The organism is Algibacter pacificus (assembly GCF_008033385.1).
Taxonomy (GTDB): Bacteria; Bacteroidota; Bacteroidia; order Flavobacteriales; family Flavobacteriaceae; genus Algibacter; species Algibacter pacificus.
On the sequence record NZ_VOGY01000014.1, the window covers coordinates 75856 to 90879 of the forward strand.

Consider the following 15024-nt stretch of genomic DNA (forward strand, 5'->3'; position numbering starts at 1 on the left):
GAAGAATATTAATATCTTTACCTTACTACTTAATACAATATTGTTACTATGAAAACAACATTTCAAGACATTCCAGAAGCGTATAAAATTGATTCGTTATTGCACCAATCTACCTATTTGGTTAATGGAGAACTAAAACATTGGGAAGGTGAAACCGCAGAGGTATATTCTACTATTTCATCTACAAAAGATTATAAACCAACCGTATTAGGAACTATTCCGCAGTTAGGCGAAGCAGAAGCTTTAGAGGCTTTAGATGCTGCAACTTCGGCTTATAATAAAGGGCAAGGTTTATGGCCAACTATGAAAGTGATCGACAGAATTGCTTGTATGGAAAAGTTTGTTGAAGAAATGAAAACCAAACGCGAAGAAGTTGTAAAACTTTTAATGTGGGAAATTGGCAAAAACTTACCAGATTCTGAAAAAGAATTTGATAGAACTGTAGATTATATTTACGATACCATTGAAGCTTATAAGCAAATAGATAGAGACTCAGCAAAATTTGAGAAAAACTCAGGCGTTTATGCACATATCCGTCGTGGGCCACTGGGTGTCGTATTATGTTTAGGACCGTATAATTACCCGTTAAACGAAACGTTTACGTTATTGATTCCTGCATTAATAATGGGGAACCCTGTAGTTTTTAAACCAGCAAAAATAGGGGTGTTATTAATTTCACCATTATTAGAAGCTTTTCACAATAGTTTTCCAAAAGGTGTTGTTAATATTGTTTATGGTCGTGGTCGTGTTTTGGCAACGCCTATTATGCAATCGGGTAAAGTTGATGTTTTAGCGTTAATTGGTAATAGCCAATCGGCAAATGCACTACAAGCACAACACCCAAAAGGAAATAGATTACGCATGGTTTTAGGTTTAGAAGCTAAAAATCCTGCTATTATTTTACCAGATGCCGATTTAGATTTAGCTGTAGACGAATGTATTGCTGGGACACTTTCTTTTAACGGACAACGTTGTACGGCGTTAAAAGTAATTTATGTGCATGAATCTGTTGTGGAGGAATTTAATAGGTTATTTGCTTTTAAAGTGGATCAGCTTAAATTTGGTAACCCTTGGGAAGCAGGCGCAAAACTTACACCATTGCCAGAAAAAGAAAAACCAGCTTATATTCAAGAACTAATAAACGATGCGAAAGCAAAAGGAGCTAATATCTTAAATAAAAAAGGCGGAGAAACTACAGAGAATTTTATTTTTCCAGCGGTACTTTACCCCGTAACAAAAGATATGCGGGTATTTAAAGAGGAGCAATTTGGGCCTGTTGTGCCAGTGGTTTCTTTTTCTGATATTGAAGAACCTCTTAACGATATGGCAGAATCTAATTACGGACAGCAAGTAAGTCTGTTTGGAAAAAATGTGCATACCCTTTCTCCATTAATTGATACCTTAGTTAATTTAGTATGTCGAGTAAATTTAAACAGTTCTTGCCAACGTGGACCAGATGTATATCCATTTACTGGGCGTAAAGATTCCGCTTACGGAACGCTTTCTGTGCACGATGCTTTACGTTCATTTTCTATTAGAACCTTTGTGGCATCTAAAGACAATGCTTATAATAATGCCATTTTAGAGGAATTATTAGAGAAGAAAACATCTAATTTTATAAGTACCGATTATATTTTGTAACCGTATAACAATTATAAAAATTAGTTTAGATTAAGGGGAGCCATGAGGAGCCATAGACAAAAAAATATTAAAAAATTCTACACTTCGGTAAGCCTTTATATCATTATATTTGATAAATTAATAACATCTGTAAATAATAAATTAATAATAGCATTACCATGAAAATAGCAAAATATGTATTAGTTGCTGCATGTTCGGCAGTTGTACTAGTAGGATGTGGAGGAAAAGAAGAAAAAAAGAAAAAAGGGTTTACTTACGAGGAAACCAAAACGAAGCCCAAAGAAGTTAAAGTTGAAGAAACGGCTATTATAGACGATGCAGAAGTACAACAACTATTAACTAAAAACACATGTGTTGCTTGCCATACAAAAGACAAAAAAATTATAGGACCATCTTTTATAGACATTGCAAAGCGCAACTATTCCAACCAGAGAATTGTAGAACTTATTTACAAACCAGAACCTAGTAACTGGCCAGATTATGCGGTGCCAATGGCACCATTACCTAATGTGCCAAGAGGCGAGGCTCTTAAACTTGCGGCTTGGATTAATTCGTTACAATAATAGTATTTTTTTATCTCAAAGTACTTTTTGTAGTTTTTTACTAATGAAAAAGTATTGTATTGTTTTTAATATTCGAGATAGATATGATATTTTTGAGATAAATAGTTTTTTTTATTTAAAGCTATAGAGGGTGAACTACCCCAAAACGAGAATTTCAAAAAATCACGATTTTATGTTCTTAGTTTTGCTCTAAAAATTTACCACCTCAATAAAAAGGTTTAAACGAGTACTTTTTATTGAGAAATAAACTAACTTAACTAAAGCATGAATATTAAAAAGATAAGCGCCTTATTACTTGTTTTATTATCTTTTTTGAATTGTAAAAAAAAGGAATATGTCGACAAAATTTACGAAAAACCAGAAATAGTTAGAGAAGCAGATGCTAAGTTTCTTTCACCTGAAGAAAGCTTAAAGCGTTTCTATTTGCCAGACGGCTATAAGGTGGAACTTGTTGCTAGTGAGCCAATGATTGATGAGCCAGTGGCTATAGCTTGGGATGGAAACGGACGTATGTTTGTTGCAGAAATGAACACCTATATGCAGGATGTTGATGGTAGTGGAACCAACCGGTCTATAAGTAAAATAAAATTACTTGAAGATTTGGATGGCGATGGTATAATGGATAAAAGCACCATTTTTATTGATAGCTTATTGCTGCCAAGAATGATTTTACCTCTGGAAAACGAATTAATTGTAAACGAAACATATTCTTACGATTTATGGAGCTATAAGGATACTAACGGCGATGGTGTTGCCGATAAAAAAGAACGTGTGTATCATAACCCAAATCGTCGTGGAGGGAATTTAGAGCACCAACAAAGTGGACTTATTTGGAATTTAGATAACTGGGTGTATACCACGTATAATCCTGTTCGATTTAAATTTAAAAGCGATGGTAAAGTAGAAGTAGACTCTTTAGATAATATTCCAAGTAGAGGTCAATGGGGGCTTACTCAAGATGATTTAGGAAATATGTATTACTCTTCTGCTGGAAGTGAAAACCCGGCTTATGGGTTTCAACAGCCACCAGTATATGGAGAATTTAATGCTAGCGGAAGACTTTCCAAAGGTTTTGTAGAACCGTGGCCTATTGTAGGAACTCCTGATGTGCAAGGAGGACCAAAACGATTGCGTGAAGATGGTACACTTAACCATTTTACAGGTGTTGCAGGACAAGAAATTTATAGAGGACATAAATTACCTTCTGGTTTATATGGCGATTTGTTTATTCCAGAACCTGTAGGAAGATTAATTCGTAGAGCAAAAATAAAGAATGAAAACGGCAAAAAGGTGCTGTATAATGCTTACGATAAAGCAGAATTTATGGCTTCTACAGATTTAAACTTTAGACCATTACAAGCCAAAACAGGTCCAGATGGAGCGCTTTATATTGTAGATATGTATCGCGGCATTATTCAAGAAAGTAACTGGACTAAAAAAGGAAGTCATTTAAGACCTGTAATAATTAGAAAGAACTTAGATAAAAATATAGGAAAAGGACGAATTTATAGAATTGTTCATGAAGATATCGAACTTGATAAAAAGCCTAATTTATTAGGTAAAAAAGCGTCAGAATTAATTCCGTATTTAGGTCACAGAAATGGCTGGTATAGAAATACTGCTCAAAAATTAATTGTTTTAAAAGATGATAAATCTGTTATTCCAGAATTACAAGCTATTGCAAGAGATAACACATCGTTCTTGGATGGATTATTAAATAGTGATAAAGATTTAGGCTTAGAACGCTTAACTGCGCTTTGGACTTTAGAAGGTTTAGGGGATATTGATAAAACCTTAATAACAGAAAAATTAACCGATGAAGACTCTAGAGTTCGAGTAACAGCCATTAGGTTAAGTGAAAACTTTATGACAACTGGCGACACTACCATTCTAGCCGATCTAGAAAAATTAATTTCAGATTCTAATATTGATGTAGTGAATCAGTTAGCTTTAAGTTTACGTTATAGTAAAGATGAAAAAGCTACAGAGATATTAAATGCTATTAATTCAAAATATGGCGATCATGAAATTGTGTCGCATTCGGTAGCCGAAAGTTTAAAGAAGGATGATTCGCAATTAGAAATGTTGAAAAAACGCGTGTCTAATAGAGGTGTAGGTGAAAAGAATAGTATTTATGCCGGTTACGATTCTTATAAACAATTGTGTATTACCTGTCATGGAGCCGATTTAAAAGGAATTCCTACGGAAGATGGAAGTTTAATTGCACCATCGTTAATTGGAAGTGCACGGGTTACAGGAGATAAAGGAAGATTAAGTAAAATATTATTAAACGGACTTATTGGCCCTATTGAAGGGACAGAATATGGTATTATGATGGCGTTAAAATCTAATAGCGATCAATATATTGCAGATGTTTTAAGTTATGTGAGAGCTATGAATGATGCTAGTTCTGTAAGTAGAAAAGATGTAAATAGAGCAAGAAAAGAAGTAGGAGACCGTGAAGATTACTGGACTTTAGAAGAGTTAGAAAAAGAATAGTAAAATAGCCTATTTAAAGCTATAAAAAAAGGATGTCGTAATTTACGACATCCTTTTTTATTGCTACTAATTACTATTTGGGGTTTGGTGTTTAATATTTTATAACGTGCTTGGACAAACATAATCCGTAGTAGGTAACGTACTGTTTTTAATAGCTCCAAAACCACCAGCAATATCAATTAAATGATTAAAACCACGGGCTTTTAAAATAGAAGTTGCTATTAAAGAACGGTAACCACCGGCACAATAGATGTAATAGGTCTGGTTTTTATCAATACTGCTCATATTATTGTTAATATAATCTAAGGCAAAATGTTTTACATGGTCTCCTTTTAAATGTTCAGACTTGTATTCACCATCTTTTCTAACATCTAAAATCTGAATATCTTCGGAATTGTAGCGCTTAGAAAATTCGTCTACAGAAATAGAGTTAATCGTTTCAATTTCTTTTCCTGCTGCTATCCAGCTATCCATTCCACCTTCTAAATAGCCTAAAGTATTATCATAGCCCACACGAGATAATCGTGTTACGGCTTCTTCGGCTTTACCTTCAGGAACAACAAGAAGGATAGGTTGTTTTAAATCGGTGATTAAAGCGCCAACCCATGGGGCAAAACTACCTTGCAGACCAATAGATATGGAGTTTGGTATATGGCTGTTGGTAAAATCTTGTTCATTTCTCACATCTAAAACTAAAGCATCTTCATTATTTGCAATAGTTTCAAAAGCTTCAGGAGATAATGGGATATCTCCTTTTTTCAAAATAGTTTCAAAATTATCATAACCCGATTTATTCATCATGGCATTTTTTGCAAAATACTGTGGCGGAGGCGCAATACCATCAAGAACTTCCTTTATAAATTCATCACGGGTCATATCGGCACGTAATGCATAATTTGTTTTTTTCTCATCACCTAAAACACCAACCGTTTCTTTACTTAGGTTTTTTCCACAAGCGGAACCGGCACCATGGGCTGGATATACAATAATATCATCGGGAAGTGTCATAATTTTATTGCGAAGCGAATCGAATAGCATACCCGCTAAATCTTCTTTAGTTAAATCGGATTTTATGGCTAAATCTGGTCGGCCAACATCACCTAAAAATAGAGTGTCTCCCGAAAAAACAGCATGATCTTTACCGTTTTCATCAATTAATAAAAAGGTAGAAGATTCTAAAGTATGTCCTGGCGTATGTAATACTTTTATGGTTAGATCTCCAATTTTAAAGGTTTCGTTATCTTTTGCTATGTGAGCTTTGTAGTCTGTTTCAGCATTTGGACCAAAAACGATAGTGGCTCCTGTTTTTTTAGCGAGGTCAACATGCCCAGAAACAAAATCGGCATGAAAATGGGTTTCAAAAATGTATTTTATTTTAGCGTTTTCGTTGTTTGCTTTATCAACATATTGTTGGGTTTCACGTAAAGGATCTATAATGGCAACTTCGCCTTTAGATTCAATGTAATAAGCGCCTTGTGCTAAACAACCCGTATATATTTGTTCTATTTTCATATTATAATTTCTTTTATTTTGTTTTGAAGATCTCAATAAATTATATGAAATCTGTATATATTTTGTTCAAAATTAGTAAAGTTTCATACTTGCTACGTTACAAATATTACATAACTATTTAAGTTCCTTATACATAATATAAATTGCCATTAAGAGAATAAAGTACCCAAAGCTTTTTTTGAGTTTTTTTCCACTAATGAATTTAGAAAAATAGGTACCTAAAAGAATGCCTACAATAGATATAGCTGTAAAGGTTAATAGAAACGTCCATTCTATATCGAGAGTTTGCACATCGCCTATAAAGCCAATTAATGAGTTTATGGTAACAATAATTAGTGACGTTCCAACTGCTTTTTTCATGGGGATATTTGCCCAAAGTACCAATGCAGGAACATAAAGAAAACCACCTCCAGCACCTATTAATCCGGTAATTGCACCAATAACTAAACCTTGAATAAAGGTTTTGTAGTACGATTGTTTGGCTGAAGTGATATCGGCTTCTTTTTTTTTGTTTTTAATCATGGAAACCGAAGCTACTAGCATGATTATTGCAAAAAACACCATAATCCCCATGTCTTTTGTTAGTTCGAAATTGCTAATAGTAAAAAGGGTTTCAGGTATATTTTGAACTAGATAGCGGCGAGATAAATACACAGCTATAAAGGAAGGGAATGAAAACGCTAATCCTGTTTTTACATCAACTAATCCTTTTTGGAATTTTTGAATAGTTCCAACTAAGGAAGTTGTGCCAACGACAAATAAAGAATATGCGGTGGCAATAATGGGATTGTAAGCTAATAAATAAACTAATAGAGGAACGGTTAATATAGAGCCACCACCACCAATTAAGCCTAAAACAAGACCAACGATAAGAGCGCCAATGTAACCAATAATTGCTGTAGTTTCCATTTAATGGGGTAGTTTAGATTTTAGAAGGCCGTAAAGAAATGTTCCTATTAAGGCAGCAGCAATAACGATGAGCATACTTGAAACGCCTGTACCTAAAAGAATATACATAGGGCCGGGACAAGCACCAATAAGCGCCCAACCTAAACCAAAAATGGTTCCACCAATAATGTAGCGCGTAAAGCCTTTGTCTTTTTTAGGCACATATATATCGGCGCCTTTAATACTTTTTATAAAGCCTTTTTTAGAAATTTGTAAAAACAGAATGCCCGTTCCAATAGCGGTACCTATAATACCATACATTTGGAAAGATTGAAAACGGAACATTTCGTAAATGCGGTACCATGAAACGGCTTCGGATTTTACAAGGACAATACCAAAAAAGATACCTACGAGTAAGAATTTTATAAATTTCATAGTTAAAATATTAATGGTAAAATAAGGTTCGTCATTATTAATCCTCCAATAAAAAAGCCTATTACGGCAATTAATGAAGGTTTCTGTAAACTGCTAAGTCCGGTAATGGCATGCCCAGAGGTGCATCCGCCAGCGTAGCGGGTTCCAAAACCTACAAGTAGACCGCCAATAATTAGAATGATTAGTGTTTTGGGCGACTTTAAGGCCTCCAAGCTAAATAACTCGTTTGGTAAAAGTGATGCGCCTGCATTTTGAAAGCCCATGTTGTTGAGTTCGGTAATAGTTTTTGGATTTAAATCCATGAGGCTATCGTTGGATAGATAGTGCGTTGCAATGAATCCGCCAATAATGGCACCAAGGACTACGGTTAGGTTCCAGAGTTGGTCTTTCCATTTGAATTTAAAAAAATCTGAAAATTTACCTGCACCACCAATCGCGCAAAGCGTGCTGAGGTTTGAGGACATTCCGAAATTTTTTCCGAAATAGAGTAGTAGTGCCATAACTAAGGCTATTAATGGGCCTGATATATACCAAGGCCAAGGGTTTAAGAGGGTTTCCATATTCTGTATTTAGCACAAAGGTATGGTGTTAATGGCATTTGATTTGTAATAAATGTTACTTTGAATTGGGTGTGGAGTTAAGTTGTTTTTAAGCAAGAGGTTAGAGGTAAACAAAGCGCCAATAATTAAGAAGGAATAAATAAAAATGAATAGCGAAAATAGAAAATAGAGCCAAGAGAAAATAGTTATAAGCCAAAAGGAAAAAGTTTCTAGAAATATGTAGTAGGAAATTAGAGAAAGAAATGTGGGTTTTTTTGCTGTGTTTATTCTAGAAGATGTAGCTTTCTTTATTCTTTATTCTTTATTCTTTATTCTTTATTCTTTATTCTTTATTCTTTATTCTTTATTCTTTATTGGAAACCGTGTTTTTTAGATAGAGACGTTTGTTGGCAGATGTGCTTGCGCTAGGGATAGTAGTGGAAAGCCCACAGCAGGACCAATGATAATTGGGCATGCGAGGACTTGCAGCGGATAGCCCGACCCTTTTCGGGGAGCGCCCAAAAAAATTAAAGAATTTCTATTTTGTTGCGACTTAGTTTTATTTTGTTTTCGTTTTCTAGTTGTTTTAGGAGTCTAGAAATAACAACGCGCGAGGTGTGTAGATCTTCGGCAATGTCTAGATGTTTTACAATAATGGTTTGTGTGCCGTTTAGGTGTGCTTTATTTGTTAGGTAGTTGTGTAAACGTTGATCCATTTTTAGGAAGGCGATATTATCGATGGTTTCGAGCATTTCATTAAAGCGTGTTTGGTAGCTTTCAAGGATAAAATTACGCCAGCTCTGGTTGGTGTGAAACCAGGTTTGTATGTTTTCTACAGGAATGAGCACTAGGCTTGAGTTGGTTTCGGCTACGGCGCGTATTTTGCTTTTTGTTGTGCCCATGCAGCAGGTGAGCGACATGGTACAGGTTTCACCGGTTTCGAGAAAGTAAATGAGCAGCTCGTTGCCATAGGTATCTTCGCGTAGGATTTTAATATTTCCTGTTAGTAGTAGTGGGATGTATTTGAGGGTTTGATTAATGTCTATTATAATATCGTCTTTTTCAAAGGTTTTAAAATGTCCTATTTTCAAGATTTCGTCTATGATATCTTGGTCTAGGATGGGACTAAATTTTTCTTTTAATAGTGTTTTTGCCATAATCAAAAATAAACATAAAAATTTACAAAAAAAATTTGGTTGTTATTTAATAAAAGATGTATATTTGCACCCACAAAAAAGGCCTCGTGGCGCAACTGAATAGCGCACTTGATTACGGCTCAAGAGGTTACTGGTTTGAATCCAGTCGAGGTCACGAAATAATTACCCTAATAGATTGTTTGTCAATTTGTTAGGGTTTTTTATTGGTTGTTTTATTGATGTTTGTCACGAAAATGTGTTGTTTTATTGTAAAGGATTATATCTAACTGTTTTCTTTATGCGGAAAAAATTAATTTAGGTTGTGTTTTTAATCTAATTGAAAAGATTGATATTTATTTGGTGTTTTAAGAAAATTAAAACAAAAATATAGGGGTTTGACTTTTATTTCCTTAATTTTTATATGATTTTAACTAAATATTTAATTTTTATTATAAATTTGGCATACTATTTTATTTCTCTTTAAAAGAATACAAAACAAATATTTTTTAATTATTTATTTTAGCTTATACTATTTAATGATTAAAATTGGCCAATACACAACAAGTGACCGATAAAGAGCTTATTAACCGATTTAATGCGGGAGACGAGAAAGCGTTTAAAATGCTGTACGACCAATATTGGGAATCTTTATTAGTATCAGCCTTTAATATTGTAAATAAAAAAGATGTTGCGGAAGATATTCTTCAGGACATATTTGTTAATCTTTGGGCAAAACGTGGACGTATAGAAATTAAAACATCTTTAAAAGGATATTTATATTCTTGTATTTTGTATAAAACTTATGATTATTTTAGAAAGAACAAAGGTGTTTATACAGAAGATTTTACTTTAGATTTTAATAAAAGGGTGGAAACCGGTACCCCTGAGTCTAAAATGATTTATAAGGAATTAATGGCGCATCTTAATACAGCCATTGAAAACCTTCCAAAAAGAAATAAAGAGGTCTTTAAACTAAAACGAGAAAGACACTTAAGTAATAAAGAAATTGCGCAGCAACTTAATATTTCTACCAAAACTGTTGAAGCGCATATGACAAAATCTTTAAAAATTTTAAAAGCTTCAATAAGTAATATTGCAACATTAGAGCTAATAGCATTCTTGTTTATTGATATAGGTTCTTAGACGTTTACGGTTCTAGGCTTAAAATTTTGTAGAAAAATATGCTTAAATTAAAAAAAAATGATTTTCCCGTTAGGGTTATGTCTTTTTTTATCGACTTAATTATATCACAGTATATTTTGCATAAGTAAAATGAGCCAGAAAGATAAAAATTACCTACTGTTATTAATTGATAAATTGTTTAAGGGAAACATCTCGGACACAGAAGTGAAAAACCTAAGCAATTTTTTTGTTAGCCATCAAAAACCTCATGAATGGCCTTTTGATATTGATGACAAAAGAAAGTATAAAGAGAGTCTTTATTCTAAAATAGAACTAGAGATTACCAAAAGGAGGTTAAATAACGCTAAAGTTGTGCCTTTATACAAGCGTAACATATTTAAATATGCCTCAGCTATTGTGGTATTCATTACGGTGGGGTACTTCTATTTAACAAAAGATACTCAAGTTGAAAATATTACCCCTATTACAGCAAATAATCTAATTGAAATTGGTTCAGATAAAGCCATTTTAACCCTAGAAGATGGCTCTAATGTTATTTTAGAAAAAGGACAAGCTTATGTTTCAGAAAATGTTTCTGGTAATGGAAAAGAAATTGTTTATAATACTAAATTAAAAAGTACAAAAAATATTAATTATAATTATTTAACTATACCTAGAGGCGGACAATACTTTGTTAAACTATCCGACGGTACACAAGTATGGTTAAACTCAGATTCTAAGCTTAAATATCCCGTTCAATTTGTTGATGGAGAAACCAGAGTTGTAGAGTTATTGTATGGCGAAGCTTATTTTGATGTTTCTCCTAGTGACCAGCATAGAAACTCTAAGTTTAAAGTTTTTACTGGAGACCATGAAATTGAAGTTTTAGGAACAGAATTTAATATTAATGCCTATAAAGATGAAAGTGAAATTTACACCACATTAGTAGAAGGAAAAGTAAGTGTAAATTCTGGAATATTACATAAGCAATTAATACCTGGTGAACAATCAAAATACAATAAAAAGGATAACATTATAAACATATCAAAAATAGATGTTTATAATGAAGTTTCTTGGAAAAGAGGTGCTTTTAGTTTTAAAGGAAAACCTCTTAAAGATATTATGAATGTACTTTCTAGATGGTATAACTTTGAAGTTTATTTTGAAAATAAATCTTTAGAGAAAAAAACATTTGGGGGTGTGTTTTCGAAAGATCAACGTATCGAAGATATTTTGATGCTGTTTGAAAACACTAATAAAATTAGCTTTGAAATATCAGGCAAAACAATTATCGTAAAATAAAAAAGAGAGCAGAGTTTAGACATCCTACCGACCAAGCTCTGTCTCTCAACATGATCGATTAATTATTAACAATAACTAACCAAAAACACTCAAATTTATGAAAAATTATTTTATTAGAGTCCCTATAGTTTTAAAGAAAAGGCTCTTTTTTAGACTTATGAGATTATTTATTTTTTTATGTTGTACACTAACCTTTGGTTTTAATTCTAATACGGGATTTTCTCAAAATATAAAAATATATATTGAGGAAGATCAAGAAATATCTGCAATAGATATTTTTGAGTTGATTAAAAAAGAAACGGATTATAAATTTATTTATAGTACGGAAACTTTTAATCATATTCCTAAAATTAAATTAAAAAAAGGCGTTACTACACCGCACGAGTTATTATCAAAAAGTTTATTTTTTAGTAATTACCAATATGAATTAACAGAAGACAAAACTATTCTTCTGAAAGAAAAATTGGCTGTTAAACAAGAACGAATAATTTCGGGAGTAGTAACCGATGAAAACGGAATGCCTTTGCTAGGTGTAAATATATTGGTTAACAGGAATAAAGTAAACTTCCAAGGTACAGCCACTAATTTTGATGGAAAATATGAAATTGCTGTTAAAAAAGGCGATCTTATAACCTTTAGCTATTTAGGTTTTGTTCATCAAGATATAATTATAAAAGACCAAACCATACTTAATATTGTGTTAAAAGAAGATGCCAACCAATTAGGCGAGGTTGTAATTTTGGGATATGGAGAAATTTCTAAAGAACAACTAACCGGCGCGGTTACTAAAATAGATACTAAAGCACTACAAACTACCCAAAATGTATCTTTTGCAGACGCTTTAATTGGTATTATACCAGGTATGCTAGTACAAGAAAGTTTCTCAAACCCAGATACACCGCCATCTATTCTATTGCGAGGTGTTGGGTCTATAAATGCTGATACAGAGCCTTTAATTGTGGTAGATGGTGTACAAATGCCTGGAGGACTCAATGCTTCGGCTATTAACGGCAACGATATTAAAAATATAAGTGTTTTAAAAGATGCTGCAGCAACTTCTATATACGGATCAAGAGGATCTAATGGTGTTATTTTAGTTTCAACTAAAAGAGGTGAAAAAAATAGAATATTACAAGTTAGTCTAAATACAAGATTAGGGTTTAAAAATCCAGATAAATCATTTACCAATGATCTTATGAATGCTTCTCAAAAGCTCGATTATGAAGCAGCTTTAGGGTTTTATGATGACGAACCAGAATTATTGGAAGAACGAAGAAATTCGGGTAATAATATTAATTGGGCAAATTTGTTAATTGATAACGAAATTAGCAAAAATCATGATATTACCATATCTGGTGGCGGTATTAAATCTAGTTATTACTCATCTATTTCTTATAGTAAGGTCGATAATACATATGGTAGTGAATACGAGCGCTATACAGTTAACATGAAAGCCGATTTTGATTTGCATAGAAAACTAAAATTGGCGTTATCTAGTAATTTTGGAAATGTTAATAACCAAGACAGGCGTAGTGTGGGAAATCCTTTTTCCAACGCCTTTTTATTAAACCCTTTTGAGCAGGTATTTGATGAATTTGGAAACCCAAATAGAACCATATCCGTATTGAGTGCTTTTGGAGGGCAACCTTTAAATCCGCTTTTTGTTAGAGAGAATACTAATATTGAATCGGTAAGAAAAAATATTGGAGGTAGTGCAAACGTAACTTTTAAACCCCTTAGTTGGTTAACTTTAAACGGTATTTTAGGGGCTAACTATAATGCATATAATAACACTAATTATGAAAATGTTATTATCGATGGAGGCGAATTAAGTTCTGGTAATGGAAACAATAGTAATTATACGGCAACCTTTACTGCCACCGGAAATAAAACTTTTAATAAGCATGGTTTTAACTTATTGTTAGGTAATGAATACAATGAAAATGAATCTTATAGCTTTTCAGGAAGAGCAACGGGATTCGAGTCAGATGCTGTTCAAATTTTAAGTGCCTCTACCAACCCTCCAACCATTAATGAGGGCAAGTCACATGCGGGCTCCATTTCTTACTTTTCGAGATTGAATTATTCTTTTAATAGTGTTTATAACCTTTCACTATCCTACAGAAGAGATGGGTCGTCAAAATTTGGTGATAATAATAAATATGCCAACTTTTGGTCTATTGGAACATCTTGGAACCTTGGTAAAGACCTTTTTGAAGAAAGTAAACTAATTAACAGTTTAAAATTACGGTTTAGTACAGGGACTTCAGGAAATGATTTTATTGGAAACTTTACCTCTAAGTCACTTTATCAATATAGATATAGTTATAATGATATTAGGATGCCAAGCTTATCAAGAGGAAATAACCCAAATTTAACTTGGGAAAAAAATAACAATACCAATTTTGGATTGGATTTTGGACTGATTAACAATAGAATTTCAGGATCTTTTGATTATTATATTAGAATTACAAAAGATTTATTAAACGACGTTCCTATTCCATTAACCTCTGGTTTTGATAATTTAACATCTAACATTGGTGATTTTGAAAACAAAGGTTTTGAAATCGCGTTGCATACAATTAATGTGCAAAATAAAGATTTTAGCTGGGCATCAGAGTTTACTTTTTCAAACAATAAAGGCACTGTAATTTCATTAACTGAAGATAGAGAACTTATTTTACGCGGTAATATTGCTTATAAGGAAGGCAGTCCTATTAATGCACTGTATATTGTAGACTGGGCAGGAGTAAACCCTGATACTGGTTTTAATCAATATAGAGATGCTGATGGAAATCTTATTGATTATGATACGAATATTAGTACTGGAAATCGTAATGAAATTACAGGTCTTAAAGCAGTAACAAATAAAAGCTCTATCCCAAAATATCATGGAGGTATTACCAATACATTTGCTTATAAAAATTTTGATGCATCATTTTTAGTCTCATTTTCAGGAGGAAATTATGTCCTTAATAGTGGTGTACATGATTTGTATAATAATGTGGCTTTAAACCAGCACGTTAATGTATTAAACGCATGGAAAAACCCAGGAGATCAAACCAATGTAGCTGTTAGAGCACTAAACCCTTTTAGACCTAAGTTTGCAATAAATTCAGACTTTGAAGCATCCACACAATTCTTACAAGACGCTAGTTATGTAAAACTTAAAAACTTTGTAATTGGTTATACCCTAAACAATAATATTTCGAAAAAAATAGGCATAGAGCGTTTAAGAGTTTTTGCCCAAGGACAAAACTTATTCACTTTTACAGATGTTGACTATATAGATCCAGAGTTTGCTACTGGAAATGGAGGTATTGGCCTGAGTTCATCTATTAATAGAGGATTTTCTTTTGGTATTAATGCTAACTTTTAATTTAAAAC

11 protein-coding genes and 1 tRNA gene are annotated in these 15024 nt (G+C 32.9%); 7 read left to right on the plus strand and 5 right to left on the minus strand.

Features of this window, described 5'->3' with window-relative positions:
* Positions 1–48 precede the first annotated feature (48 nt).
* The 3 genes from FQU21_RS15825 (at position 49) to FQU21_RS15835 (ending at position 4703) form a co-directional block, all read left to right on the plus strand.
* On the plus strand, positions 49–1641 hold the full coding sequence (locus tag FQU21_RS15825; RefSeq protein ID WP_147678984.1) for an NADP-dependent glyceraldehyde-3-phosphate dehydrogenase: 1593 nt from the start codon (positions 49–51) through the stop codon (positions 1639–1641).
* A gap of 158 nt (positions 1642–1799) precedes the next feature.
* A complete protein-coding gene (locus tag FQU21_RS15830) occupies positions 1800–2204 on the plus strand; it encodes a c-type cytochrome (protein WP_147678985.1) in 405 nt (134 codons plus the stop codon).
* 264 nt (positions 2205–2468) lie between these two features.
* The gene (locus tag FQU21_RS15835) at positions 2469–4703 is read left to right on the plus strand and encodes a DUF7133 domain-containing protein (protein ID WP_147678986.1); all 2235 of its coding nucleotides are present in this window, start codon (positions 2469–2471) and stop codon (positions 4701–4703) included.
* A 99-nt stretch (positions 4704–4802) separates the two neighbouring features.
* On the opposite strand, the gene FQU21_RS15840 is transcribed toward FQU21_RS15835, so the two are convergent.
* The 5 genes from FQU21_RS15840 to FQU21_RS15860 form a co-directional block, all read right to left on the minus strand.
* Positions 4803–6215 carry an MBL fold metallo-hydrolase gene (locus FQU21_RS15840; protein ID WP_147678987.1) on the minus strand — a complete coding sequence of 471 codons (1413 nt, stop codon included), beginning with the start codon at positions 6213–6215 and terminating at the stop codon, positions 4803–4805.
* Positions 6216–6329: 114 nt separating this feature from the next.
* Positions 6330–7124 carry a sulfite exporter TauE/SafE family protein gene (locus FQU21_RS15845; protein WP_147678988.1) on the minus strand — a complete coding sequence of 265 codons (795 nt, stop codon included), beginning with the start codon at positions 7122–7124 and terminating at the stop codon, positions 6330–6332.
* Entirely contained in the window at positions 7125–7538 is a 414-nt protein-coding gene (locus FQU21_RS15850; protein WP_147678989.1) for a DUF6691 family protein, read from the minus strand.
* 2 nt (positions 7539–7540) lie between these two features.
* On the minus strand, positions 7541–8098 hold the full coding sequence (locus tag FQU21_RS15855; protein ID WP_147678990.1) for a YeeE/YedE family protein: 558 nt from the start codon (positions 8096–8098) through the stop codon (positions 7541–7543).
* A 506-nt stretch (positions 8099–8604) separates the two neighbouring features.
* A complete protein-coding gene (locus FQU21_RS15860; protein ID WP_147678991.1) occupies positions 8605–9234 on the minus strand; it encodes a Crp/Fnr family transcriptional regulator in 630 nt (209 codons plus the stop codon).
* 80 nt (positions 9235–9314) lie between these two features.
* Here FQU21_RS15860 and FQU21_RS15865 point away from each other — a divergent pair.
* The 4 genes from FQU21_RS15865 (at position 9315) to FQU21_RS15880 (ending at position 15016) form a co-directional block, all read left to right on the plus strand.
* Positions 9315–9388: transfer RNA gene (locus FQU21_RS15865), tRNA-Arg, on the plus strand.
* A 371-nt stretch (positions 9389–9759) separates the two neighbouring features.
* Positions 9760–10356: an RNA polymerase sigma-70 factor gene (locus tag FQU21_RS15870; protein WP_147678992.1), complete on the plus strand. Its 597-nt coding sequence runs from the start codon at positions 9760–9762 to the stop codon at positions 10354–10356.
* A 129-nt stretch (positions 10357–10485) separates the two neighbouring features.
* Complete coding sequence (locus FQU21_RS15875) at positions 10486–11637, plus strand: FecR family protein (protein ID WP_147678993.1); 1152 nt, start codon at positions 10486–10488, stop codon at positions 11635–11637.
* A gap of 157 nt (positions 11638–11794) precedes the next feature.
* A complete protein-coding gene (locus FQU21_RS15880) occupies positions 11795–15016 on the plus strand; it encodes a SusC/RagA family TonB-linked outer membrane protein (protein ID WP_246124853.1) in 3222 nt (1073 codons plus the stop codon).
* Positions 15017–15024: the final 8 nt, after the last annotated feature.